Origin of the sequence: Streptomyces sp. NPDC101776, from assembly GCF_044766845.1 — a bacterium.
In the GTDB taxonomy this organism is placed as follows: domain Bacteria; phylum Actinomycetota; class Actinomycetes; order Streptomycetales; family Streptomycetaceae; genus Streptomyces.
In genome coordinates, this window is the sequence record NZ_JBIWMV010000002.1 from 592,601 (window position 1) to 616,017 (window position 23,417).

At 70.9% G+C, this 23,417-nt stretch carries 24 protein-coding genes; 10 read left to right on the plus strand and 14 right to left on the minus strand.

Translation table 11 applies throughout. The features are described 5' to 3' along the window. Window positions 1–75: 75 nt before the first annotated feature. Both ACIRRY_RS08415 and ACIRRY_RS08420 read right to left on the minus strand, forming a co-directional pair. Window positions 76–663, minus strand: coding sequence for a hypothetical protein (locus ACIRRY_RS08415; protein WP_403969249.1), 588 nt, complete (start codon window positions 661–663; stop codon window positions 76–78). 73 nt (window positions 664–736) lie between these two features. Next, entirely contained in the window at window positions 737–1,174 is a 438-nt protein-coding gene (locus ACIRRY_RS08420) for a MarR family winged helix-turn-helix transcriptional regulator (protein WP_403969251.1), read from the minus strand. 131 nt (window positions 1,175–1,305) lie between these two features. Between ACIRRY_RS08420 and ACIRRY_RS08425 the strand changes: the two genes are divergently transcribed. Beyond that, window positions 1,306–2,304, plus strand: a complete 999-nt coding sequence (locus tag ACIRRY_RS08425; protein ID WP_403970857.1) for an NADP-dependent oxidoreductase — start codon at window positions 1,306–1,308, stop codon at window positions 2,302–2,304. A gap of 59 nt (window positions 2,305–2,363) precedes the next feature. Here ACIRRY_RS08425 and ACIRRY_RS08430 read toward each other — a convergent pair whose 3' ends face one another. Beyond that, a complete protein-coding gene (locus ACIRRY_RS08430) occupies window positions 2,364–3,518 on the minus strand; it encodes a serine hydrolase domain-containing protein (protein WP_403969254.1) in 1,155 nt (384 codons plus the stop codon). Window positions 3,519–3,942: 424 nt separating this feature from the next. Between ACIRRY_RS08430 and ACIRRY_RS08435 the strand changes: the two genes are divergently transcribed. Continuing rightward, window positions 3,943–4,812 carry a hypothetical protein gene (locus ACIRRY_RS08435; protein ID WP_403969257.1) on the plus strand — a complete coding sequence of 290 codons (870 nt, stop codon included), beginning with the start codon at window positions 3,943–3,945 and terminating at the stop codon, window positions 4,810–4,812. Between the two features lie 68 nt (window positions 4,813–4,880). Then, a complete protein-coding gene (locus ACIRRY_RS08440; RefSeq protein ID WP_403969260.1) occupies window positions 4,881–5,702 on the plus strand; it encodes an EI24 domain-containing protein in 822 nt (273 codons plus the stop codon). On the opposite strand, the gene ACIRRY_RS08445 is transcribed toward ACIRRY_RS08440, so the two are convergent. Both ACIRRY_RS08445 and ACIRRY_RS08450 read right to left on the minus strand, forming a co-directional pair. Then, the gene (locus ACIRRY_RS08445) at window positions 5,688–6,950 is read right to left on the minus strand and encodes a pyroglutamyl peptidase (protein WP_403969263.1); all 1,263 of its coding nucleotides are present in this window, start codon (window positions 6,948–6,950) and stop codon (window positions 5,688–5,690) included. The two genes, ACIRRY_RS08440 and ACIRRY_RS08445, sit on opposite strands and share 15 nt — an antisense overlap. Before the next feature lie 171 nt (window positions 6,951–7,121). Beyond that, the gene (locus tag ACIRRY_RS08450) at window positions 7,122–8,069 is read right to left on the minus strand and encodes a LysR family transcriptional regulator (RefSeq protein ID WP_403969265.1); all 948 of its coding nucleotides are present in this window, start codon (window positions 8,067–8,069) and stop codon (window positions 7,122–7,124) included. Between the two features lie 49 nt (window positions 8,070–8,118). Between ACIRRY_RS08450 and ACIRRY_RS08455 the strand changes: the two genes are divergently transcribed. The 4 genes from ACIRRY_RS08455 to ACIRRY_RS08470 all read left to right on the plus strand — a co-directional run bounded on the left by ACIRRY_RS08455 (window position 8,119) and on the right by ACIRRY_RS08470 (window position 10,614). Then, window positions 8,119–8,508 (plus strand): RidA family protein, encoded by a 390-nt coding sequence (locus ACIRRY_RS08455; RefSeq protein WP_403969268.1) that lies wholly within the window; start codon window positions 8,119–8,121, stop codon window positions 8,506–8,508. A gap of 25 nt (window positions 8,509–8,533) precedes the next feature. After that, entirely contained in the window at window positions 8,534–8,881 is a 348-nt protein-coding gene (locus tag ACIRRY_RS08460) for a YrdB family protein (RefSeq protein WP_403969271.1), read from the plus strand. A gap of 96 nt (window positions 8,882–8,977) precedes the next feature. After that, complete coding sequence (locus tag ACIRRY_RS08465; RefSeq protein WP_403969273.1) at window positions 8,978–9,628, plus strand: RNA polymerase sigma factor; 651 nt, start codon at window positions 8,978–8,980, stop codon at window positions 9,626–9,628. Continuing rightward, on the plus strand, window positions 9,625–10,614 hold the full coding sequence (locus ACIRRY_RS08470; RefSeq protein WP_403969276.1) for a CU044_5270 family protein: 990 nt from the start codon (window positions 9,625–9,627) through the stop codon (window positions 10,612–10,614). Before ACIRRY_RS08465 ends, ACIRRY_RS08470 begins: the two co-directional genes overlap by 4 nt. A gap of 75 nt (window positions 10,615–10,689) precedes the next feature. Here the strand turns inward: ACIRRY_RS08470 and ACIRRY_RS08475 are convergent, their stop codons facing one another. Further along, window positions 10,690–11,274 (minus strand): TetR/AcrR family transcriptional regulator, encoded by a 585-nt coding sequence (locus ACIRRY_RS08475; protein WP_403969279.1) that lies wholly within the window; start codon window positions 11,272–11,274, stop codon window positions 10,690–10,692. 119 nt (window positions 11,275–11,393) lie between these two features. Between ACIRRY_RS08475 and ACIRRY_RS08480 the strand changes: the two genes are divergently transcribed. After that, window positions 11,394–13,835: a beta-glucosidase H gene (locus ACIRRY_RS08480; protein WP_403969281.1), complete on the plus strand. Its 2,442-nt coding sequence runs from the start codon at window positions 11,394–11,396 to the stop codon at window positions 13,833–13,835. Window positions 13,836–13,918: 83 nt separating this feature from the next. On the opposite strand, the gene ACIRRY_RS08485 is transcribed toward ACIRRY_RS08480, so the two are convergent. Further along, complete coding sequence (locus ACIRRY_RS08485) at window positions 13,919–14,899, minus strand: aldose epimerase family protein (protein WP_403969284.1); 981 nt, start codon at window positions 14,897–14,899, stop codon at window positions 13,919–13,921. A 10-nt stretch (window positions 14,900–14,909) separates the two neighbouring features. Further along, window positions 14,910–15,809: an SGNH/GDSL hydrolase family protein gene (locus ACIRRY_RS08490; RefSeq protein ID WP_403969287.1), complete on the minus strand. Its 900-nt coding sequence runs from the start codon at window positions 15,807–15,809 to the stop codon at window positions 14,910–14,912. Between the two features lie 248 nt (window positions 15,810–16,057). Between ACIRRY_RS08490 and ACIRRY_RS08495 the strand changes: the two genes are divergently transcribed. After that, window positions 16,058–16,552, plus strand: coding sequence for a DUF3145 domain-containing protein (locus ACIRRY_RS08495; protein ID WP_401948723.1), 495 nt, complete (start codon window positions 16,058–16,060; stop codon window positions 16,550–16,552). A gap of 72 nt (window positions 16,553–16,624) precedes the next feature. Here the strand turns inward: ACIRRY_RS08495 and ACIRRY_RS08500 are convergent, their stop codons facing one another. From ACIRRY_RS08500 to fasR, 5 genes are all read right to left on the minus strand, one after another. Further along, window positions 16,625–17,896, minus strand: a complete 1,272-nt coding sequence (locus ACIRRY_RS08500) for a beta-ketoacyl-[acyl-carrier-protein] synthase family protein (protein ID WP_403969290.1) — start codon at window positions 17,894–17,896, stop codon at window positions 16,625–16,627. 115 nt (window positions 17,897–18,011) lie between these two features. Beyond that, the gene (locus ACIRRY_RS08505; RefSeq protein WP_019067091.1) at window positions 18,012–18,260 is read right to left on the minus strand and encodes an acyl carrier protein; all 249 of its coding nucleotides are present in this window, start codon (window positions 18,258–18,260) and stop codon (window positions 18,012–18,014) included. Window positions 18,261–18,340: 80 nt separating this feature from the next. Next, window positions 18,341–19,339 (minus strand): ketoacyl-ACP synthase III, encoded by a 999-nt coding sequence (locus tag ACIRRY_RS08510; RefSeq protein ID WP_403969293.1) that lies wholly within the window; start codon window positions 19,337–19,339, stop codon window positions 18,341–18,343. A gap of 17 nt (window positions 19,340–19,356) precedes the next feature. Then, a complete protein-coding gene (locus tag ACIRRY_RS08515; protein ID WP_403969296.1) occupies window positions 19,357–20,274 on the minus strand; it encodes an ACP S-malonyltransferase in 918 nt (305 codons plus the stop codon). Between the two features lie 89 nt (window positions 20,275–20,363). Then, complete coding sequence (fasR, locus tag ACIRRY_RS08520; protein WP_329248842.1) at window positions 20,364–21,569, minus strand: fatty acid biosynthesis transcriptional regulator FasR; 1,206 nt, start codon at window positions 21,567–21,569, stop codon at window positions 20,364–20,366. A gap of 373 nt (window positions 21,570–21,942) precedes the next feature. On the opposite strand from fasR, the gene ACIRRY_RS08525 reads away from it, so the two are divergent. Beyond that, on the plus strand, window positions 21,943–22,596 hold the full coding sequence (locus tag ACIRRY_RS08525) for a pirin family protein (protein ID WP_403970859.1): 654 nt from the start codon (window positions 21,943–21,945) through the stop codon (window positions 22,594–22,596). Here ACIRRY_RS08525 and ACIRRY_RS08530 read toward each other — a convergent pair. Next, window positions 22,593–23,417, minus strand: a complete 825-nt coding sequence (locus tag ACIRRY_RS08530; protein ID WP_403969299.1) for a serine hydrolase domain-containing protein — start codon at window positions 23,415–23,417, stop codon at window positions 22,593–22,595. The two genes, ACIRRY_RS08525 and ACIRRY_RS08530, sit on opposite strands and share 4 nt — an antisense overlap.

A 23,417-nucleotide genomic window follows, 5' to 3' on the forward strand; every position in this document is an offset into this window, starting at 1 on the left:
CCCGCATCCGCCTGCCGCCGCGCCCGCCGACGTACACGAGGACGAACCTGGGGAGGACGCCGGGAGCGGCGAGCCTCAGGGGCGTGCCGCGCGGCGGCGGAACGGGGGGCGCGGCCGGGTGGACGCGGACGGCGACATCGGTGACGACGTCGAGAGCCCGGACGGTACGGCGAGCGCGAGCCGTCGCGATCGCAAGGCCGCGGCACACCGCCGGCGCCGTCGCCGGGTGCTCCTTATAACGGCCGGTTTCCTACTGGCGGCGGGCGGCCTGAGTCTGGCGGAGCTGGGCACGGACGCGCCGTTCTCGATCCCGAGGTCCGCGTCGCCGGGCGCGTCCGCGGAGGGCGGGGCGGACGCTGAGGCGAGCAGGACGGCGGAGCCGCTGGACGTCACGAAGACCGTCGGCACCGGCACGAGCACGGGCACGGGCACGACATCACCGGATCCCTCGGCGTCCTCGTCGGCCTCTCCCTCGGCGTCGAAGTCCCCCGACGGCGACGACAAGAACCTCGGCAGGTCGGGCCGCTCGGCGAGCACGGGCACGGGCGTGAACACGTCCTCTTCCTCTACGGCCACGACCTCGACCGGCTCGACGGACGCCCCCACGTCGGACCCGACGACCTCGGCCCCGAGCCCGACACCGTCACCGTCCGAGACGTGCAAGCAGATTCTTTGGTGGTGTTCCTGAGCCGCCGGGTCCTGTGAGTCACCTGGTCTTGTGGTGGTGCCGAGTCGCTCAGTCCGCCAGCATCCGCTGCAACAACCCCCGCAACGCCAGCCGCTCCTCGTCCGACAGCCCGGCGAGCGGCTCGCGGGCGAAGCGGAGTGACTCGCGCAGACTGCGGGCCACCCGGCGGCCCTCGTCCGTGGCCGCCGCCAGCTTCACGCGGCGGTCGGCGGGGTCGGGGCGCCGCTCCACCAGGCCGCGCGCCTCCAGCCGGTCCACGATGCCCGTCACGTTCGACGGCTCGCACTTCAGCTTGCGCGCCAGCTTGCGCATCGGCAGCGGCTCCAGGGACAGCAGGCTGATCAGCCTGGCCTGCGCCCCGGTCAGCGTGTGGTCGGCCGCCGCCTCCTCGTAGTCCGCGTAGAACCGCGACACGACATCGCCGATCAGCTCGACGACCTCCATGGTCACGGGGTCGAGGCGGCGCGTCTTTTCGGGTGTGGCCATGCGCTGAAGCGTACCCCGTTACTTGACATCATGAAATATTCAGGAGCATTGTTGTTTCAGGTACTGAAGCATTTGGCACCATGAAACCCCGCACGACCCCGCACGACCCCGCACCAGGAAAGGCACTTGTGATGATCAACCGCGAATGGCACCTGCTCAGCCGTCCCGTCGGCTGGCCGAAGCCCGAGGACTTCGCCCTGGTGGAGACCGAGACCCGGACCCCGGGCGAGGGGCAGGTGCTGGTGCGGAACAAGTACCTGTCCGTCGACCCGTACATGCGCGGCCGCATGAGCGCCGCCAAGTCGTACACGGCCCCCTTCGAGCTCGGCAAGGTCATGCAGGGCGGCGCGGTCGGCGAGATCGTCGAGTCGAACGCCGAGGGCTTCGCGGCCGGCGACCACGTGCTGCACTTCGGCGGCTGGCGCGAGTACGCGACCATCGACGCCAAGGGCGCCGTCAAGGTCGCCCCCGACCTCGCCCCGCTCTCCACCTACCTCGGCGTCCTCGGCATGACCGGCCTCACCGCCTACGCCGGCCTGCTGCGCACCGCCTCCTTCAAGGAGGGCGACTCGGTCTTCGTCTCCGGCGCCGCGGGTGCCGTCGGCAGCCAGGTCGGGCAGATCGCCAAGCTCAAGGGCGCCTCCCGGGTCATCGGCTCCGCCGGATCCGACGAGAAGGTCAAGCTGCTCGTCGAGGAGTACGGGTTCGACGCGGCCTTCAACTACAAGAACGGGCCGGTCAGCCGGCAGCTCCGCGATGCCGCCCCGGACGGTGTCGACGTCTACTTCGACAACGTCGGCGGCGACCACCTGGAAGCGGCGATCGGGTCGCTCAACGAGCGTGGGCGCATTGCCATTTGCGGCATGATCTCGGTCTACAACAGCACCGAGCCGGTCGCCGGGCCGAAGAACCTGGGGCGTCTCATCCAGACCCGGGGGCGGATCGAGGGGTTCCTCGTCGGCGACCACTACGACCTCCAGCCGGAGTTCGTGCGCGAGGTCGGCGCGTGGGTGGCTTCCGGTGAGCTGAAGTACCGGGAGACCGTCGTCGAGGGGATCGAGAACAACCTGGAGGCGTTCCTCGGGCAGTTGCGGGGCGACAACACGGGGAAGATGATCGTCAAGCTTTGAGGTGAGACGCTGGTGGAGTTGGTGGGCCCTCACCGGTGGTGGGGGCCCATGCTCTTGAGTCAGTTGGCCAGGGTCGACCTGTGGAGGGCTTGTACCAGGCGGGTGTTCTCGGGGGCCGCTCCGCCGGGGTAGGTGAAGCGACGCCTGGTGTAGCCGTAGGCCAGACCGCTGCGGGGGTCGGCGAAGGCCTGGGAGCCCGCCGCGCCGCTGTGGCCGATCGTGCCGGCGCCCAGGAAGGGGTACCAGGCGGCTGAGGTCGCCTGGAATCCCAGGCCGTACGCCTTGTGTACGCCGGCCACCACGTCGTAGCCGACGGAGTGCAGCTGGCCGAACTCCGCCACCGTGTCCGGCTTGAGCAGGGGTGCCCGGTCCTCGACCGCGCTGATCGCCGCCGCGTACAGGCCGGCCAGGCCGCGTGCCGACGACACCCCACCGAACGACGCCGGACCCTTCGCCCGGATCGCCCGCTCGTTCGGCAGCGACGGCAGATCGGTCGGCTGGGCCGCGTGTTCGTTGTAGGCGATCGCGGCGAGGCTGTGCGGCGCGGGCGGCTGTGCGGCGCGCTCCGCCTCCTGCTCCGGGGTCGGCAACCAGGGCTGGACGGTACGGAATCGGGGCTCGTGTGCCGTCGGCAGGCCGAGGAAGAAGTCCAGGCCGTACGGCGCGCGCACTCTCTCCTCGTACACGTCCTGGAGCGAACGGCCCGTGGCCCGCCGGACGATCTCGCCGGTCAACGCGCCGATCACCAGGGCGTGATAGCCGAAGGCCGTGCCCGGGCGCCAGAACGGGCGCTGGTCGGCGAGGCGTTCGGCGACCGCGCGGTCGTCGGTCAGCTCGTCGGGCCTGAAGCCGCTGTCCGTGCCGACCAGACCCGCCCGGTGCGCCAGCAGTTCGCGCAGCGTCAGCGCACCCTTGCCCTCGGAGGCGAACTCCGGCCAGTAGTACGTCACTTTGCGGTCCAGCTCCAGCGTGCCGTCCTGCACGAGCAGCGCCACCACGAGATGCGCGGCGCCCTTCGTGGACGAGAACACGCCATGGAGGGAGTCGCCGTCGCCGCCGGGTGGCCCGGCCCAGAGATCGACGACCCGTCGGCCATGTACGTATGCACACAACTGGCCCTCGTAGTCCGGGCGTTCCGTCGCCACGAACGCGGCGAACTCCTCCCGCACCGGCTCGAAGCCGTCGGCTACGGTGCCGTGGATCTCCTGGGTCATCTGCTCTCCTCCACTGATCCGCTGCTCGCGTGTGCCGTCACGTGTGTGTGCCAAGGTGAACAACGCCTGTCCGACCTGCGGGAGTTCCCCCACGGAGGGTCGCGCCGCCGTGCCGGCTCCAATGGTGTGTGCGCGGCGACATTCGGTGGCCGGGAGGCTGGAGCAGGAGTGGACCGGCGTCGGTGGTCAGGGCGACGTCGGTGATCAGAACGGGTCTCGGGGGGACGGCTCTGGCAATGGTGCGCACGCGTACCTCCTCTTTGGTTCCAGAGATCGGTACGGCGGGCCGCACCTGTTCGACTCAACGGTGAACAGGAAGTTGTCGGTGCGCCGATGCCCCGGATGGCGCATTCGCGGAGCCACGGAAGGGGCATGCTGAGCACAGGGCACTACTGCGCACGACCGCGCACGGCGAGGAGTTCCCATGGCAACGATCCCTTCGCTCCCCAGCAGGGACGAGATGCTGCGCATGGCACGCAGCACCACCGACATCACCGGCCAACTCCTGGACACGGCCGGGAACATCACCAGGATCGCGATCAACACCCTTGATCCACGCGACGGTTCGGGGGCGGAGGCGCTGCGGGTGCTGCGCGAGACCACCGCCGAACTGGCCGAGGCGAGCGCGTCGCCGCAGGCCCAGGAGGCGTTCTACCGCATCGTCGACACCCTGACCCGGCTCGGCACGACCGGCGCGCCGCTGGCCGTGCACCCGGTGAGCGTACCGGCGCAGGCGCTCCTCACCGTCCTCGGCGACAGCCTGCTGCCCGTCCTGGACGCGGTGGAACCGGCGGTCGAGGAATTCACCACGGCACTCGGCGACTTGATCGAGGCGGCCTCCCCGCTGCTGCCCGCGGCGGCGGGCGTGGTCGCGGGCACGGTGCTCGCCCTCACCCCGCTGATCAGGGCGCTAGCCGACGCCCTGGCCGACGCGTCGCCCGAACTCCGGCGCATCGCCGAGGCGTTGACGGCCGCGCTGGCTCCGCTGCTGCCGTTCCAGGTGGCCCTCGCGCAACGGGCCGCGGTGGCGGGCGTGGGCGTCGTCCGCGCGGCCCTTCCGCCCCTCGCCGATCTCACGGAGGCCGCGGCGGCGACCACGAGGGCGACCGGCCCGATGCTGGTCGCGGGCGAGGAACTCCTGGTCTCCGCCCTGGAATCCCTCCAGCCGGTTCTTCTCGCGGCGACCTCCCGCACGGGCCGGGTGGCCCGGGCGACCGCGGTAAGGGTGACGGCGGCGATGGCGCCGGCCGCCGACCGGGGAGTCGTGGTTGCCGTGTCCGAGGTGAGCGTCTGACCGCCGTATCGAACACGGGTCCGTAACAGATGTCGACCGTGCGTGAGGCGCACCGTAAAGTTCGCCCCATGCGTGATCTTGGGACGGGATTCGGCTATCTCCTGAAGGGCCAGCGCTGGATGGCCCGGCACGGGCGCCAGTACGGCTTCGGGCTGATCCCCGGACTGATCACGCTGGTCCTGTACGTGGCGGTGCTGGTGGCACTGGCCCTGTGGGGCGATGACCTCGTCACCTGGACGACGCCCTTCGCCGACGACTGGTCGAGCCCGTGGCAGGGCCTGTTCCGCGGCTTCCTCACGGCGGTCCTGTTCGTACTCGCCCTGCTGCTCTCGGTGTTGACCTTCACCGCCGCCACGCTGCTCATAGGGCAGCCCTTCTACGAGACCCTCTCCGAGAAGGTCGACCGGGACGTCTCCCCGGACGGCACGGCCCCCGAATCGGGCCTCCCCCTCTGGCGCGAACTGTGGATCTCCGCCCGCGACAGCCTCCGCGTCCTCGTCCGCGCGCTGCTGTGGGGCGTCCTCCTCTTCGCCCTGGGCTTCCTCCCGTTCATCGGGCAGACGGTCATCCCGGTGATCGGGTTCTTCGTCACGGGCTTCTTCCTCACCGAGGAGCTGACGGCCGTGGCCCTCCAGCGCCGAGGCGTCGACCTCCGCGACCGCCTCACCCTCCTCCGCTCCCGCAAGACGCTGATCTGGGGCTTCGGCACCCCCCTCGGCCTCTCCTTCCTGGTCCCGTTCGTCGCGGTGTTCCTGATGCCGGGGGCGGTGGCGGGGGCGACGATGATGGCGCGGGACCTGTTGGGGGAGGAGACCGAGGAGACCGAGGAGACCGAGGAGGACACCGAGCGGGAGGGTGCGCCGGGCGGGCCCGAGTCAGTGGACGAGTGAGGCGTCCATCGCCACTGTCACCATCGCCTTGACCTGCGCGATGATGTCCACCCTGTTCTGTATGAACTCCGGATCGGTGATCGTGCCTGTCGCCGGGTCCGTGTTGCCCGTCCCGAACCGCAGTACCGGCGTGTGGATATGACCGCCGGGGAGTGAGTCGTGCAGGCCGAGCCGGTCGCGCAGGAGCGTCGCCCGGTAGGCGATCTCGTTGGAGAGGTAGTTGCCGCCGCCCCCGGACCGGGCCGTGGACCCCTCGGTCGGCCCGTCCGGCCGCACGACGGGCGTGGTGCCGCCCGCCGGAATCTCCGTCACGTCGGTGTGGTCGTAGACCGGGAAACGCCCGGTGGTGGCCGCCACAATCGCCTTGTACGGCAAGGTCGTCGACGTCCACTGGGGCTGCGAGGCCGGGTCGGCGACGGGGATCGTCTCCGTCCGCGACACGTTGTCATTGTCGGGATATCCGCCCCGCCAGGCCCCGTTGGTCCGCTCGACGTCGAACCGGCCGACCCGCCCCTGACTCACCGTTGTGAACAGATCCACCTTCGGCAGATACGGCCGCAGCGCCGACTCCACGGTCCCTTCCGCGAAGTCGGCCCACCGCACCGGGAACATGGCCGTCTCGATCCGCGCCGGACCGCCCGCGGTCTGGATCACCGTGCCGTCGAGGGCGAGCGCGGTGGCCCCCGACGGATTGGAGATCCGGATGTCCTGGTCCAGCGTGAACGGGTCGAAGCCGGTCACCAGGATCCGCTTGAGCCCCTTCTCCTGCGGATACCGGATGCTGCTCTGCCCTCGCGACGTCCGCTCCAACTCGGAGAGCAGCGCGGCCCGTTGAGTGCCAGTGACCCCGAACTCGGGCTCCCAGCCCCGAACTTCCCGAGTCATCCCCAACCGCGCCCAGTACAACGGCCGATCGTCGTCCCGGCTGAGATCCCCACCGGCCGGCCCTCGCCCCTGCGCCCGGTCGACCGCCCGCCGCCACAACGCGGTCCCTTCGCGTACGACGACCCGCCGGGCCTGCGCGTAACTGTGCGCGGCTGCCAGCGCCCGGCCGAACTCCGGTGCCACGACGTCGAATCCGGACCGCTTGAGAATCTCCTGCGGAACGGCCTTTTCGAGCCGTTGCTCCTCGACGGTCGGCGTGGCGGTGGCGGAGTCACTGGTCGCCGCGGAGGCGGTCGCGGGGGTCGAGAGCCCCGCCAGCAGGGTGAGTCCGAGGAGACCGATGCGAACACGTATGGATTTCAAGGCGGTTGGGACCTTCCGTCGCTGTGGGGAGCGTGACTGGCGGGTACCGGACGGCCGCAGTATCGCCCGACGGGCGGGAGGTACGCCATCGTCCGTACGGCCGTCTGCGCGGTCGATGGCTGGGTTGGGGTAGGAGGCTCGGTCGGCTGTGCGGTCGGCTGTGCGGCGGATCTAGGACTTCCGCGCCGCCACCTCCCGCAACACCCCCACGAACGCCGTCCCCGTCGCCGACAACGACCGCCCCCGCACCGTCGCCGCGTACACCGCCCGCGCCGGTGCCCCCTCGTCGAGTACCGGCAGCAGCGCGATGTCCGGTCGTACGGAGTCGGCGGCGAGGGCCGGGACCAGGGTCACGCCGAGGCCCGCGGCGACGTAGCCCTCCTTCGCGGTCCACTCGGCGACGACATGGGCGATACGCGGGCGGAAGCCCTGCCGCAGGGCCGCGTCGAGGAGGGTGCCCTCGGGGCGGGCGCTGCCGGATATCCAGTCGGCGTCGGCGAGTTGGGCGAGACGGACCGGTCCCTGACCGGCGAGGGGGTGACCGGCCGGCACGGCGACGTACAGCGACTCGTCGAGGAGATGGTGGAGTTCGTAGGCGTCGAGCGAGGCCCGACCCGTCGTGGAGACGATCGCCAGGTCGAGATGCCCGGAGGCAAGCCGGTCCAGCAGGCGTGGGGTGAGGCCCTCCTCGCGGGACAGTCGTACGGCCGGATGCCGGTCCCGGAACGTCGCGAGGGCGCGCGGCATGAACGCCGCGTCGGCGCTGGCGAACGCGCCGAACCGCACCCGCCCACCCGCCAGTTCACGCAGTGCCGCCAACTCCCGCCCGGCTCCGCGCAGTTCCTCGACGACGGCCTCGGCGTGCGGCACGAACACCCGCCCCGCCTCCGTGAGCCGCACCCCTCTCGGCAACCGGTCGAACAACGGCGCCCCACCGAGCGCGGCCTCCAGCGAGGAGATCTGCCGCGACACCGCCGACTGCGTCCACCCCAACACCCGTGCGGCCACGGTGAACGACCCGTGCCGGGCGACCTCCAGGAACACCCGCAACCAGACGGTGGAGAGGTCGGGAGCGGTGTCGTCCGACGAACTGCCATGCGGGGAGGGCATGTCGGCCATGCTAGACATTCGCTTGTCGCACTCCGGGGCCGGACCTGGCGTCGACGCCATGCGCATCACCCTGGACAACCCCGCCGCCGCGCCCCAGCCCCTGAGCCCGTACTACTCACAGGTCGCCCGCGTCCAACACGCCGACGGGAGCGCCCTGTTGTTCCTCTCCGGCCAGATCGCCGAGGGCGCGACCCTCGCCGAGCAGAGCCGAGGCGTCTTCGAAACCATCGCCGCCCTCCTCAAGGCCCACGGCGCGACCCTCGCCGACGTCATCAACATCCGCACCTACCTGACCGACATCAGCAGGCTTGACGAATACGGCACCGTACGAAGGCAGTTCCTCACCGGCACCCCACCCACCAGCATGACCTTCGAGGTGCCGCGACTGTTCCGGCCGGAGGCGCTGATCGAGGTGGAGGTCGTGGCCGCGGTGCGTGGGACGGAGTGACCCCCGGCGGGTGATACTGCCGCCCATGACGGCAACGCAGACAGCGAAAGCAGCGAACCTCGGCGTCCTCTTCGCCATCGAGCTCGGCGTCCTCGTGGCCGTCGGCTACTGGGGGTTCACGCGGGACCTCGCCACGCCGCTGACCTGGCTGCTCGGGCTCGGTGGGCCCGCGGTGCTCGCCGTGCTGTGGGGGTTGTGCGGTTCGCCGAAGGCCAAGTACAAGGTGCGGGGCGCCGGCCGGGTCGGGTTCGAGGTGGTGTGGTTCGGTGCCGGGGTCGTCGCGCTGGGGCTCGCCGGGGCCTACGACTGGGCTCTCGTCCTCGCCCTCGTGTGCGTGGTGAGCAAGACGCTCGCTGTCCTCTGGCGGCAGTAGCTGAGCGGTAGCAGTAGCGGTAACAGGCCATGGGCTGCGCCCGGTTGTGTGAGGTGAATCATCGCAGCGCTGGCCGCGCCGCGGACAGGGACGGGTGTGGAGAATTCACTGCGCGCCCGTGTGCGGGACGGCGACCCGGACGCGTTCAGGCACCTTTTCGACGAGCACGCCTCGGTGGTCCACCGGCATGCCGTGCGGATGACCGGCAACTGGGTCGTCGCCGACGACATCGTGTCGCTGACCTTCCTGGAGGCGTGGCGGCTGCGTGAGCGGGTGCTGCCGGGGGAGGACGGTCTGCGGCCGTGGCTGCTGGGCATCGCGACGAACGTCGCGCGCAACACGGCGCGGGCCGCGCGAAGACACCAGGCCGCGCTCTCCAGGATTCCGCCTCCCGATCCGGTGCCGGACTTCGCCGACGAGGTGACGCAGCGCCTCGCCGACAGCGCGGAACTGGCCGCCGCGCAAAGGGCGTTGAGCCTGATGCGGCGCGGGGAGCGCGAGGTGTTCACGCTCTGCGTGTGGGAGGGGCTGGACGCGGCCACGGCCGCCGAGGCCCTGGGTGTCGCCGTCGGCACCGTACGCTCCCGGCTCTCGCGCGCACGCAAACGCCTGCGCAAGCTCACCGAGCGCGAACTCGAACGCGAAGTCAGACAGGGAACGCAACGCCCGGCCCCGGTCGGACAGTCACCGGGTAGCCGCCACCAGGCGGCTCGGTCCACCCACAAGTCCACGCAGGAGAAGCGATGAACACCGACCCCCAGGAACTGGCCGAGTTGCTGCCCGCCCCGGGCCGTCCGGTGCTCTCGCGGGACCGCCACCGCGTACTGAGGGAACACCTGATGCAGCACATCACCCGCGAACACGACACCGCCCACGAGCAGTTCGATACGACGGCCACCGCACCCGGGCGCCCCGCGCGCCGACGCTTCGTGCTCGTCGCCGCGCCGCTCGCCCTCGCCGCCGTCGTCGGCCTGGGCGTGGTCGCGGTCGGCAACGGACAGGACGGCAAGCCCGGCACCTCCGCCGCCGCCGACCACCGGAAGGCCACCCAGTTGCTGGACCGCATCGCCCTGGCCGCGGCCTCCCGCCCGGTCGTCACGGCCCGCGGCGACCAGTTCGTCTACACCAAGTCCCAAGGATCGGCGGCCGAGTTGGGCGTCGACTTCAGCACCGTCGAAGAGCTCGCGCAGCACAAGGGGACCGGCACGGTGAAGGCGTACGCGGGAGCCGTCCGGCAGGAGCAGTGGGACGCGGTGGACGGAAAGGCGGAAGGGCTGCGGACGGGCGTCGCGATCGCCGACCCCGCCAAGAAGATGACCATGACCATGAGCGGCGCCGGATACCTCACCTTCCAGCAGCTCCAGGCCCTGCCCACCGACCCCGACGCCCTGCTGAAGAAGCTCTCCGCCGACGCCGGGAACGTGAAGCCCGCCCGCCGTACGGAAGTCGTCGTCGAGAACCTCGGCGCCATCATCGGCGACGCCACCCTGCTGCCCGACCTCAGCGCCGCGATCTACCGCGCCCTCGCCCAACTCCCGGGCGTACACGTCGTGGACCACGTCAAGGACGCCGCCGGACGGAACGGCGTAGGCCTCGCCTTCGCCGGTGCCCCGAAGAACTACGCCTGGGTCTTCGACGCGTCGAGCCTCCACTACCTCGGCACAACCGACGCCGCGCTCCTGGGAGTTGGCGTCGCGGACAAGGCGGGTGAGGTGCCGAACGCCGCATCCTGACCGAGCCGGCCGGAGGGGCGTCCGTTGCGGCGGGCGCCCCTCTCGCGCGTCTCGCGCGTCATGGCCGGCAGATCCTCACCCCTCGCCCAGCAACGCCAGGAAGTCCCGGAACGCCCCCGGCATGTCCACCGACTCCGGATCCAGCAGCCACTGGTACTGCAATCCGTCCATCACCGCGACCAGCAGCGGAGCCGCCCGCTCGGGTGTCAGCCCGTTCGGCAGGCGGTCGCCGTACTCGGCGCGCAGCACCCCCGCCATGTTCGCCCGCACCCGGGCGTACCGCTCGGTGAAGTAGTCCCGTGCCGGATGCCCCTCCGTGACGCTCTCGCCGAGGAGCGCGGAGAAGGTCTGGATGATCGCGGGCCGCATCGCGTTGTACTCGACCAGGGAGGCCAGCAGGTCGACCCGCCAGCGGCTGTTCGGTACGGCGTCCCACTGGTCCCGTTCCTCCAGGACGGCGACGAGCAGCGCGTCCTTCGTGGGGAAGTAGTGCAGCAGGCCCTGCTGGGTCAGCCCGACCCGCTCGGCCACCGCCGCCAGGCTCGCGCCCCGGTAGCCGCGCTCGGCGATCACCTCCAGCGCCGCCCGCACGATCTCGGCGCGCCGCTCCTCGCGCCGGGTCCTGGCGTTCGTGGCGTTCATGGCGTCACCGTACGACACCCCGCGACAGTTCACATAACAGCAAGGTTACGAAACCTACCGCTCAACAGGCGATCGATGCACGATGGAGGCGCGCACCACCTGGAGGCACCCCACGGACTCAACGAGGAGGCATCGCGATGGCGGGACCCCGTGAAGCAGTCGTCGAGGCGGCACTCGGCAGGCTCGACCTGGACGCCAAGGCGCGACTGCTCGCCGGTCAGGACATGTGGTCGCTGCCCGCGCTCCCGGAGATCGGCCTGCGGTCCCTCGTCATGTCCGACGGTCCGATCGGCGTCCGGGGCGTGCGCTGGACCGCCGACGACCCGTCCGTCGCCCTGCCGTCCCCCACCGCCCTCGCCGCCACCTGGGACCCCGAACTCGCCCGCCGCGCGGGCACGTTGCTCGCCCAGGAGGCCCGCCGCAAGGGCGTCCACGTGCTCCTCGCCCCGACCGTCAACCTGCACCGCTCCCCGCTCGGCGGACGGCACTTCGAGGCGTACAGCGAGGACCCCTACCTCACCGGACGGATCGGCGTCGGATACGTAACAGGCGTACAAGAGGGCGGAGTCGGCACCACGGTCAAGCACTTCGTCGCCAACGACGCCGAGACCGACCGCTTCACCGTCGACAACCTCATCTCCCAACGCGCCCTGCGCGAGCTGTACTTGGCCCCCTTCGAGCTCATCGTCGAGCACGCCCGCCCCTGGGGCGTCATGACCGCCTACAACACGGTCAACGGCACCACGATGACCGAGCACCGCCTCCTCGTGAACGGGATCCTGCGCGGCGAATGGGGCTTCGACGGCTTCAACGTCTCCGACTGGACCGCCGCCCGCTCCACGGTCGGCGCCATCGAGGGCGGCCTCGACGTGGCCATGCCCGGCCCGAAGACGGTCTACGGCGCGGCCCTCGCCCGGGCCGTGCGGGCCGGCGAGGTCGCCGAGGCCACCGTCGACGCCGCCGTACGGAACGTGCTGCGGCTCGCCGCCCGCGTCGGCATCCTGGACGGCGCCGAGCCCGTCGTGGCGCGGGACCGACTCCCGGCCCCCGTCGACGGCGAGGCGCTCGCCCGTGAGATCGCCCGCCGCTCCTTCGTCCTCGTGCGGAACCAGGACAACGCCCTTCCGCTGAAGCCGAACGGCACCGTGGCGCTCATCGGCGCCGCCGCCCGCGACGCCCGCGTCCTCGGCGGCGGCTCCGCCATCGTCTTCCCGCCCCATGTCGTCTCCCCGCTCGACGGCCTCACCGCCGCCCTCCCCGAAGGCACCCTGACCTACGCCGTCGGCGCCGACCCGAACACCGAACTAGCCGCCGCCGACAAGGGGTTCGAACTGCGCGTGATCTGCCGGGACGCCGAGGGTGCCGTCATCGGCACCGCCTCCGTGCCCAGCGGGCAACTCCGGTGGATGGGCGCGGACCTCCCCGAGGGCGTCACCTACGACACCCTCCGCACCGTCGAACTCACCGGCACCTTCACCCCGCGCGACACCGGCCACCACACCTTCGGCATCAAGGGACTCGGCGCCTTCACCCTCACCGTCGACGGCACGACGTACTACGACGACGTCCAACGCCCGGTCAAGGACGACCCGTTCAGCTCCTTCTTCGGCGCCCCCGAACCCCGAGCCCGCGTCGAACTCGCCGCAGGCACCCCGGTCGAGGTGTCCCTGACCTACGTCGTGAGCTTCTCCGAGAACCGCGACCTCAAGGTCATCGGCTTCACCCTCGTCCACCAGGAACCGCAGCGCGACCCGGACGAACTCATCGCCGAGGCCGTCGAGTCTGCCCGCGCCGCCGACACCGCCGTCGTCGTGGTCGCCACCACCGAGCGCGTCGAGTCGGAGGGCTACGACCGCAAGGACCTGCAACTGCCCGGCCGCCAGGACGACTTGGTGCACGCCGTCGCCGCCGCCAACCCGAACACCGTCGTGATCGTCAACTCCGGCTCCCCGGTCGAACTGCCCTGGCGCGAGAAGGTCGCCGCCGTGCTGCTCAGCTGGTTCCCGGGCCAGGAGGGCGGCGCCGCCCTCGCCGACGTCCTCACCGGCGCCCATGAACCCGGCGGCCGGCTCCCCACCACCTGGGGCTCCCTGACCGACGCACCGGTCACCCAGGTCGTCCCGGACAACGGTGAACTCCCGTACACCGAGGGCGTGTTCATCGGCTACCGCGCCTGGGAGAAGGAGGGCCGCAGCCCGTCGTACCCCTTCGGGCACGGCCTCGGTTACACCGACTGGACCTACGACGAGATCAAGACGGACGGTTCGGCTGTCACCGTCCGGGTCACCAACTCCGGTGCGCGGCACGGTCGTGAGGTCGTTCAGGTCTATCTCGCCCCGAGCGATACCGATACCGATACCGACACCGATCCGGAGCGTCCGGCCCGCTGGCTGGCCGGATTCGCCGGGGTCGAGGCCGGGCCCGGCGAGAGCGTCGACGTACTCGTCGAACTTCCGCGCAGATCTTTCGAGATATGGGATGAGACGGCGAACGCGTGGGCATTTGTAAAGGGTTCGTACGAGATCCAGGCCGGACGCTCGATCACCGACCGCAGGGTCTCGACGACGATTAACGTCTGATCCGGGACGCCGTCCCCCTCAGACAGCCCCGGTCCGGGACCTGACCCCTGGACCGGGGCTCATTCATGCCCGCGTCATCACGATCAGCGGGCCGAGAAGCCGTACACCGTCTCCGAGCGGTAGATCTCGCCCGGGAGCAGCTCCGTGCTCGGGAACTCCGGGCGGTTCGGGGAGTCCGGGAAGTGCTGGGTCTCCAGGGCGATCCCGGCCCCCGGGGCGAACGGCTCGCCCAGATGCTCACCGGTGTAGAGCTGGATGCCGGGCTCGGTCGTCGCCATCGTCAACACCCGCCCGGACGCCGGGTCGTACAGCTCGGCGATCTCGACGGGGGCCGGGGTCAGGCCCTTGTCGAGGACGAAGTTGTGGTCGTAGCCGGAGCCCACCTTCCGTGCCTCGCGGAAGTCGAAGCGCGTGCCCGCCACGTCGTCGAGCGTGCCGGTCGGGATCAGGTCGGCGTCGACGGGGGTGAACCGCGAGGCGGCGAGCCGCAGTTCATGACCGCCCGCGCCGCCGGAGCTGCCCGCGCCGCTCAGGTCGAAGTAGCTGTGGTTCGTGAGGTTCACGACGGTCGGCGCGTCCGTCGTCGCCTCGTAGGCGAGGCTCAGCGCGCCCGACGCGTCCAGCGTGTACGTCGCCGAGACGGTCAGGCGCCCCGGGAAGCCCTCCTCGCCGTGCGCGCTGACCCGGCCGAGCCGCAGCCCGTGCTCGACCGGCTCGACGTCCCACACCCGCTTGTCGAAACCGCGCTCGCCGCCGTGCAGCGAGTTCGGCGCGTTGTTCTGTGCCAACGAGTAAGTGACGCCCTCCAGCGGGAAACGGCCGCCCGCGATCCGGTTCGCGTACCGCCCGACCAGAGCGCCGAGATACGGCTCCGGGTGCGCGAGATAGCCGTCCAGATCCACGAACCCGAGCACCACGTCCGCCGCGTGCCCCGCCCGGTCCGGAACCTCCACCGACTGCACGATCCCGCCGTACGACAGCACCCGCACCCGCACACCGGCCCGCTCCAGGGTCCAGCGGTGCACGGGCGTGCCGTCGGGAAGGGTGCCGAAAAGTTCGCTCATGAGGGAAACCCTAGGTCACGGGCGTGCGCGCGATGACGCGGCGGTAGGCGATCTCGGCGAGCCGCGCCTGGCCGTCCGTGCTGGGGTGGAACCAGTCCCAGTGGCTCAACTGGTCCGTGCCGAAGCGGTAGTCGTAGACCGCGCCCCCGTCGAAGCGGCACCGCTCGTCCGTCGCGCACACCTGCTCCAGCACCTTGTTGTACGACTCCACCCGGTCCTGCACCGTGTCCCGCCGCTCGGTCGCCGCCGAGTCCAGGGCGTCCGCGTCGGCCAGCATCGAGGGGCAGATGCCCAGCTTCCAGATCTCCTTGCCCAGCGGGTTCGTCCGCCCCTGCGACCAGAGCCGCTTGAGATTCGGCACGCTCGCGACGTAGACCTGCGTCTTGGGCAGTGACCGGCGCAGCGTCTTGAGCGACTCCTCGAATCCGGTGCGGAAGTCGGCCACGGAGGTCATCGCCGAGGTCGAGGCCCGGCAGGCGTCGTTGGCGCCCACCATCACCGTGACCAACTGCGGCTTGCGGGCCGCCGCCTGACGCATCTGCGCGGGCAGGTCGGCCATCCGCGCCCCGGTCTCCGCGTAGTTCCAACTGCGCTCGGCCGCGCCCGTCCTCCCCAGCAGTCGTACGGCGAGACTGTCGACGGAGGCCGAACTGCCCGTCGCCCAGGACACCTCCGGGCAGTCCGACAGGACCGTACAGGCGTCGAAACCGCGGGTGATGGAGTCGCCGACCGCCGCCACCGAGGACGGGCTGGGGTCCCACAGCGGCGCGGGCTTCGCCTTGGCCGCCGTACCGCTCTTGCTGTGGGTGCCGGAGGATGTGCCCCCGCTTCCGTCGCAGCCGGCCGCGCCCAGCACGGCCGCCGTTACGACGGCGAGCGCGGCCCGTGAACGAAGACGTCGGATTCGCATGTTGAGACCCATCCCCTCCATAACGGTCTCAACCCATAACAACGCGCCATGGTTCCCGCACGTGTGCGATGCAACGGCACACCCCCGTACAAGCGTCCCCATGGGTGAATGGCAGCGTTTCCTGGTAGTGGGACGGACGGTACGTCACACTCCGCGCGCCGCCGCACGGTAGCCTCGCCCTCAACGTGGCTGCCCTGCCGCCGCCGTTCGCCAGTCTGCAAGATGCCCCGCTCTGTCCGGAGGTCCCGGTGACGACACGTGGAGTTCTGTACGTGCACTCCGCGCCGCGCGCGCTGTGCCCGCACGTCGAGTGGGCCGTCGCCGGGGTGCTCGGCACACGCGTCAGCCTCGACTGGATCCGACAGCCCGCGGCTCCCGGAACATGGCGCTCCGAATTCTCCTGGCAGGCCGAGGTCGGCACCGCCTCCAAGCTGGCGTCCGCGCTGCGCGGTTGGCACCTCCTCCGCTTCGAGGTCACCGCGGAGCCCTGCCCCACCGCCGAGGGCGAGCGCTACAGCTGCACCCCCGACCTCGGCATCTTCCACGCCGTCACCGGCATCCACGGCGACATCCTGATCCCGGAGGACCGCCTCCGCGCGGCCCTGACCCGCTCCCAACAGGGCGAGACCAACCTGGAAGCCGACATCGCCAAGCTCCTCGGCAAGCCGTGGGACGACGAGTTGGAGCCGTTCAGGTACGCGGGCGAGGGCGCTCCGGTGCGCTGGCTGCACCAGGTGGTCTGAGTTCCGGACCCGAGGACACGCGAAGGGCCCCCACCAGCAGGTGGGGGCCCTTCAGCGTCGTACAGGAAATTCTCAGACCGTACGGAACGCCAGCACCACGTTGTGCCCACCGAACCCGAACGAGTCGTTCAGGGCGGCGATCCGGCCCTCGACCGGCAGCTTGCGCGCCTCGCCGCGGACGACGTCCGCGTTGGCCTCCGCCTCCGGGTCGAGGTTCTCGACGTTGATGGTCGGCGGCGCGATCCGGTTGTAGAGGGCGAGGACCGTCGCGACCGACTCGACGCCGCCCGCGCCACCCAGCAGGTGACCGGTCATCGACTTGGTCGCGGAGACCGCCATGTGGTCCGCGTCGTCGCCGAACACCTTGCGCAGCGCCTTCAGTTCGGCCACGTCACCGGCCGGCGTCGACGTCGCGTGCGCGTTCACGTGCACGATCTCCGCCGCGTCCAGGTCGGTGTTGTCCATCAGGTTCCGCAGGGCCTGCGAGATGCCACGCCCCTCCGGCTCCGGCTGCACGATGTCGTGGCCGTCGGCGGAGATGCCCTGCCCGACCGCCTCGGCGTACACCCGGGCACCGCGCTTCGCGGCGTGCTCGGCGGACTCCAGGACCAGGACGCCGGCGCCCTCGCCGAGGACGAAGCCGTCACGGCCGGTGTCGTAGGGACGCGAGGCGCCCTGCGGGTCGTCGTTGTTCTTGGACATCGCCATCATGTTGCCGAACGCGGCGATGGGGAGCGGGTGGATGGCCGCCTCCGTGCCACCCGCGACCACGACGTCGGCGCGGCCGGTGCGGATCATCTCGATGGCGTAGCCGATGGCCTCGGCGCCGGAGGCGCACGCGGAGACCGGCGTGTGGACGCCCGCGCGGGCGCCGACGAGCAGACCCACGTTGGCGGACGGGCCGTTCGGCATCAGCATGGGGACGGTGTGCGGGGAGACGCGGCGGACGCCCTTCTCCTTCAGCACGTCGTACTGGTCGAGCAGGGTCGTCACACCGCCGATGCCGGAGGCGATGACGGTGCCGAGCCGGTCGGGGTCGACGGACGTGTCCTCACCGGCCTTGTCGGTGAAACCGGCGTCCGCCCAGGCCTCCTTGGCCGCGATCAGCGCGAACTGCGCCGAGCGGTCCAGGCGGCGGGCCTGCGGACGCGGGATGACCTCGGAGGGGTCCACGGCGGCCGGCGCGGCGATACGGACCGCCTGCTCGGCGGCCCACTCCTGCTCCAGGGGCTTCACACCGGACTTGCCGGCGATCAGACCCTCCCAGGTCGAGGCTGCGTCGCCACCCAGCGGTGTGGTTGCGCCGATACCGGTGACGACCACGGTGCGATTGGTCGGGCTCACGGGAATTCTCTCTCCAACGGTACGAGGATTAAGCGGCGCCACCGCCGGGTGGCGGGGCCATGCAGCCGGGCCTACGAGGTGGCTCGGACCGGGTGGTCCGGGCCTACGAAGTGGCTCAGCCCTGGTTCTTGAGGATGTAGTCGGTCGCGTCGCCGACCGTCTTGAGGTTCTTGACGTCCTCGTCGGGGATCTTGACGTCGAAGCGCTCTTCGGCGGCGACGACGACCTCGACCATGGACAGCGAGTCGACGTCCAGGTCGTCGGTGAAGGACTTGTCCAGCTGGACGTCCTCAACCGGGATGCCGGCGATCTCGTTCACGATGTCGGCGAGACCGGCGACGATCTCTTCCTGAGTGGCGGCCATGTCAGGCGCTCCTTCTTTGTGATCCAGAGGGTGTGGCGTTGCTTCCGGTCCGGATCCGATGATGATCCGGCACGGAGTGCCTAGGGGAGGGTAACGACCGTCGCGGCGTACACAAGACCCGCCCCGAAGCCGATGACGAGCGCGGTGTCGCCGCTCTTCGCCTCGCCGGTCGCCAGAAGCCGCTCCATAGCGAGCGGAATCGAGGCGGCCGAGGTGTTGCCGGTGGTGCGTACGTCACGCGCGACCGTGACGTGCTCCGGCAGTTTCAGCGTCTTCACCATCGAGTCGATGATCCGCTCGTTGGCCTGGTGGGGAATGAAGACATCCAGGTCGTCCGGGGTGATCCCGGCCGCGTCCAGCGCCTGCTGGGCGACCTTCGCCATCTCGAACACGGCCCAGCGGAACACCGCCTGGCCCTCCTGCGTGATCGCAGGGAACTTGCCCGTGGAGTCGTACTCGGTCCACGGCACGGTCTGCTTGATGGTGTCGGACTTGTCGCCCTCCGAACCCCACACGGTCGGGCCGATCGCCGGCTCCTTCGAGGGGCCGACCACGACCGCGCCCGCGCCGTCACCGAACAGGAAGGCCGTCGCGCGGTCCTCCAGGTCGGTCAGGTCGGACAGCCGCTCCACGCCGATGACCAGCACGTACTCGGCGCTGCCCTCGACGACCATGCCCTTGGCGAGGGTGAGGCCGTAGCCGAAGCCCGCGCAGCCGGCCGAGATGTCGAACGCGGCGGCCTTGTTCGTGCCCAGCTTGTCCGCGATCTCCGTCGCCACGGCCGGGGTCTGCTTGAAGTGCGAGACCGTGGCCACGATCACGCCGCCGATCTGCTCGACGGAGATCCCCGCGTCCGCGATCGCCTTGCCCGACGCCTCGACGGACATCGCGGCGACGGTCTCCTCGTCGTTCGCCCAGTGCCGGGTCTCGATGCCCGAACGCGAGCGAATCCACTCGTCGGACGAGTCGATCGTCTCCAGGATCACCTCGTTCGGGACGACCCGGACCGGACGGTAGCCGCCCACGCCGAGGATGCGCGCGTACGGTGCGCCCTTGCTCGGCTTGATCTTCGTCGACATTTCCTACGGCTCCTTCTTCAGGCGTTGGCGTGCTCGGCGATGAGCTCGCGGGCCGCGTCGAGGTCGTCCGGGGTCTTCAGGGCCAGCGTCTTGACGCCCGGCAGGGCGCGCTTGGCGAGGCCGGTGAGGGTGCCGCCGGGGGACACCTCCAGGAGCGCGGTGACGCCGAGCTCCTTGAAGGTCTCCATGCACAGGTCCCAGCGGACCGGGTTGGCGACCTGACCGACCAGCCGGTCCAGCACCTCGGCACCGGTGGCTACGGCCTGGCCGTCCTTGTTCGAGACGTACGTGATCCTCGGGTCGGCGGGCGTCAGCTCCAGCGCGGCCTTGGCGAGCGCGTCGACCGCCGGGGCCATGTGCCGCGTGTGGAACGCGCCGGCCACCTTCAGCGCCACGACCCGCCGTACGCCCTCGGGCTTGTCGGCCTCCAGGGCGGCGAGCTGCTCCAGGGTGCCGGCGGCCACGATCTGGCCCGCGCCGTTCACGTTCGCCGGGGTCAGGCCCAGCTTCTCCAGGTGCGCGGCCGTGATGTCCGGGTCGCCGCCGAGCAGCGCCGACATCCCGGTCGCGGTGATCGCGGCGGCCTCGGCCATCGCCAGACCACGCTTGCGTACGAGGGTCAGGGCGGCCGTGTCGTCCAGGACGCCCGCGAGGACGGCGGCGGTGAACTCGCCGACGCTGTGACCGGCGACGGCGCCCGGGGACACGTCTCCGAGAGCGGCGGCGGAGACCAGTCCGGCGGCGACGAGCAGCGGCTGGGCGACCGAGGTGTCGCGGATCTCGTCCGCGTCGGCGTCCGTGCCGTAGTGCACCAGATCGAGGTCGGCGGCGGCCGAGAGGGCACGCAGACGGTCCTCGACACCGGGGAGGTCGAGCCAGGGGGTCAGGAAGCCGGGCGTCTGGGCGCCCTGGCCGGGAGCGACGAGTACGAGCACTCTCACACTCTCTCTTGGGGACGGGCACGGACGCCCGTGGGGACAGGGACGAAGAACGGGAAGGGGTTTTGTGGAGCCCCGACAAAAGGCTAGTTCTGGGGATCTCCATCGGCCAGACGTCCCAGGATCAGCGCGATTCGCAGCGTGAACGCGGACCGTACATCGGATGGCGACCAGCCGGTGACGTCAGTCACACGTCGAAGCCGGTAGCGCACGGTGTTGGGATGCACGAACAGCATCCGCGCGGCACCTTCGAGGCTGCTCGCCTGCTCCAGATAGACACTGAGTGTCTCCAGGAGCGCGGACCCGGCCTCCTCCAGCGGTCTGTAGATCTCCTCCACCAACTGGTCCCGGGCACTGGGGTCACCGGCCATCGCGCGTTCCGGAAGGAGGTCGTCCGCCAGTACCGGGCGCGGCGCGTCCTGCCAGGCGGAGCACGCCTTGAGCCCGGCGGCGGCGGCCTGCGCGGACCGGGTCGCGGCCAGCAGGTCGGGCACGATCGGCCCCGCGACCACGGGACCCGCCGCATAAGGGCCGATCAGCGACTTGGCGACGGCGAGCGGATTGTCGCTGCCGCCGGCGATGACGACGAGCCGGTCCCCGAGCACGCCGGTGAGCACCTGGAGTTTGGCGTGCCGGGCGGCCCGCCGGATCGCCTCGACGGTCAGTTCACTGTCGCCGTCGGGCGCGGTCCCCAGCACCACACAGACATGCTCGGGCGAACTCCACCCCAGCGCCGCGGCCCGGCTGACCGCCCCCTCGTCGGCCTCACCGCTCAGCACGGCGTTCACGACGAGCGACTCAAGCCGGGCGTCCCACGCGCCGCGCGCCTCGGCGGCCTGCGCGTACACCTGGGCGGTCGCGAAGGCGATCTCCCGGGCGTACACGAGGAGCGCCTCGCGCAGTACGGACTCGTCGCCGGGGGCGGCCACTTCGTCGATCGCCGACTCCATGACCTCGATGGTGGTGCGCACCATCTCGACGGTCTGGCGGAGCGTGATGGCCCGGGTCAGTTCGCGGGGCGCGGTCCCGAACACGTCGGTGGAGATGGCCTGCGGGGCGTCCGGATGCCGGAACCACTCGGTGAAGGCGGCGATACCGGCCTGTGCGACCAGTCCGATCCAGGAACGGTTCTCCGGTGGCATCGCCCGGTACCACGACAGCGTCTCGTCCATGCGCGCGATGGCCTGGGCGGCAAGACTCCCGGACGACTGCTCCAGCCGCTTCAGAGTCGCCGGGTGCGAGTGGGCACGGGGTGCGGGGCCTGCGGGTCTGCTGGTTTCGGGTTCGGGCACGGGGACAAGACTGCCTTATCCGGGCGGAGGTGTGCGGTGCGGGTGGCTGCGCCGGGCTTTACGGTGCCGGGCGGCTGCGCCGGGCTTCTACGGTGCCGGGCGGCCGCGCCGGGGTTTCGGTCGCCGTCCCTGGGGGCTCCGCCCCCAGACCCCCGGGCCTGTGCCCACCCACCACCCGACTCGGTGGGTCAATCGGTGCGCCAACGACCCGACTCGGTGGGCCGAGAAGTGCATCAGCCGCTCGAATCGGTGGGCCGAGAAGCGCACCAGCCGCTCCACCCGGCAGGCCGAGAAGTACACCAGCCGCCCACCCCGGTCGGCCTAGACGCCGTAGGGAAACGGATCGGTGCCCCGCAGAGCTACCGTGGTCCTCGTGATGGACGTACGGCGTTCCGCCGAGCGCTACCCAGGGGGTGACCCGCAGGCCGGGATCGAGTCCTGGCATGCCTTTTCCTTCGGGCCGCACTACGACCCCGACAACCTCAGGTTCGGGGCGATCATCGCCTGCAACGAGGAACGGCTCGCCCCCGGCGCCGGTTTCGACGAGCACCCGCACAGCCACACCGAGATCATCACCTGGGTCGTGGAAGGGGAGTTGAGCCACCGTGACTCCACAGGGCATCTGACGAGGGTCCGCCCCGGTGACGTCCAGCGCCTCAGCTCCGCGGCCGGTGTCCGGCACGTCGAACGCAACGACAGCGACGGCCCGTTGAGCTTCGTGCAGATGTGGCTCGCCCCGCTGGAACCCGGCGGGGAACCGTCGTACGAGATCGTGCACGGCATCGCCGACTCTACGCCCTACGCCGTACCGGAGGCGGGCGCGATGCTGCATGTGCGGCGGCTCGCGCCGGGGGAGCGGACCGCCGTACCGGATGCCGTGCATGTGTATGTGCATGTGGTGCGGGGTGAAGTGCGGGTGGGGGGAGAGAAGTTGGGGCCCGGGGACGCTGCGCGGATCACGGACGCGCGGGATCTGGCCGTGGCGGCGGCGACCGGGGCTGAGCTGCTGATGTGGGAGATGCTCTAGCGGGTAGGAAGTTCGGCGAGCACCGCGTCCGTGAAGGGCGGCCACGCCTCCACCGCCCACTCCCCGAACGCCCGGTCCGTCAGGGCCACGCACCCCGCGCCCGCGACCGGGTCGATCCACAGGAACGTACCGGACTGGCCGAAGTGGCCGAAGGTGCGCGGGGAGGACGAACTGCCCGTCCAGTGCGGGGACTTGGAGTCGCGGATCTCGAAGCCGAGGCCCCAGTCGTTGGGGTTCTGGTGGCCGTAGCCGGGCAACACGCCCTTGGTGCCGGGGTATTGGACCGTCATCGCCTCGGCGACCGTGCGGGGGTCGAGGAGGCGGGGGGCCTGGAGTTCGGCGGCGAAGAGGAGGAGGTCGGTGACCGTCGAGACGCCGTCCTTCGCCGGGGAGCCTCGCAGCGAGGTCGAGTTCATGCCCAGGGGGGCGAGGACCGCCTGGTGCAGGTAGTCCGCGAACGGGATCTCCGTCGCCTTCGCGAGGTGGTCGCCGAGTTGCTCGAAGCCCGCGTTCGAGTAGAGGCGGCGCTGGCCGGGCGGGGCCGTCACGCGGTGCTCGTCGAACGCCAACCCCGAGGTGTGGGCGAGGAGATGGCGGACCGTGGCGCCGGGCGGGCCCGCCGGTTCGTCCAGCTCGATCGCGCCCTCCTCGTACGCGACGAGGGTGGCGTACGCCGCGAGCGGCTTGGTGACCGAGGCGAGCGGGAAGCGGTGGCCGGCCGGGCCGTGGGTGCCGAGGACGGTTCCGTCGGCCCGTACGACACCCGCCGCGGCGGTCGGCACCGGCCAGTTCTCGATCAGCGCGAGGCTCTGCAGGGACAT

Bases quoted from the DNA above. Each gene is read 5' to 3' on its own strand.
- ACIRRY_RS08460 (WP_403969271.1), top strand. From the start codon at position 8,534: ATGACGGCAACGCAGACAGCGAAAGCAGCGAACCTCGGCGTCCTCTTC.
- ACIRRY_RS08505 (WP_019067091.1), bottom strand. From the start codon at position 18,260: ATGGCCGCCACTCAGGAAGAGATCGTCGCCGGTCTCGCCGACATCGTG.
- ACIRRY_RS08425 (WP_403970857.1), top strand. From the start codon at position 1,306: ATGATCAACCGCGAATGGCACCTGCTCAGCCGTCCCGTCGGCTGGCCG.
- ACIRRY_RS08450 (WP_403969265.1), bottom strand. From the start codon at position 8,069: ATGGCCGACATGCCCTCCCCGCATGGCAGTTCGTCGGACGACACCGCT.
- ACIRRY_RS08435 (WP_403969257.1), top strand. From the start codon at position 3,943: ATGGCAACGATCCCTTCGCTCCCCAGCAGGGACGAGATGCTGCGCATG.
- ACIRRY_RS08480 (WP_403969281.1), top strand. From the start codon at position 11,394: ATGGCGGGACCCCGTGAAGCAGTCGTCGAGGCGGCACTCGGCAGGCTC.
- ACIRRY_RS08490 (WP_403969287.1), bottom strand. From the start codon at position 15,809: ATGCGAATCCGACGTCTTCGTTCACGGGCCGCGCTCGCCGTCGTAACG.
- ACIRRY_RS08440 (WP_403969260.1), top strand. From the start codon at position 4,881: ATGCGTGATCTTGGGACGGGATTCGGCTATCTCCTGAAGGGCCAGCGC.
- ACIRRY_RS08420 (WP_403969251.1), bottom strand. From the start codon at position 1,174: ATGGCCACACCCGAAAAGACGCGCCGCCTCGACCCCGTGACCATGGAG.
- ACIRRY_RS08455 (WP_403969268.1), top strand. From the start codon at position 8,119: ATGCGCATCACCCTGGACAACCCCGCCGCCGCGCCCCAGCCCCTGAGC.
- ACIRRY_RS08430 (WP_403969254.1), bottom strand. From the start codon at position 3,518: ATGACCCAGGAGATCCACGGCACCGTAGCCGACGGCTTCGAGCCGGTG.
- ACIRRY_RS08470 (WP_403969276.1), top strand. From the start codon at position 9,625: ATGAACACCGACCCCCAGGAACTGGCCGAGTTGCTGCCCGCCCCGGGC.
- ACIRRY_RS08530 (WP_403969299.1), bottom strand. From the start codon at position 23,417: ATGTCCCTGCAGAGCCTCGCGCTGATCGAGAACTGGCCGGTGCCGACC.
- ACIRRY_RS08485 (WP_403969284.1), bottom strand. From the start codon at position 14,899: ATGAGCGAACTTTTCGGCACCCTTCCCGACGGCACGCCCGTGCACCGC.
- ACIRRY_RS08510 (WP_403969293.1), bottom strand. From the start codon at position 19,339: ATGTCGACGAAGATCAAGCCGAGCAAGGGCGCACCGTACGCGCGCATC.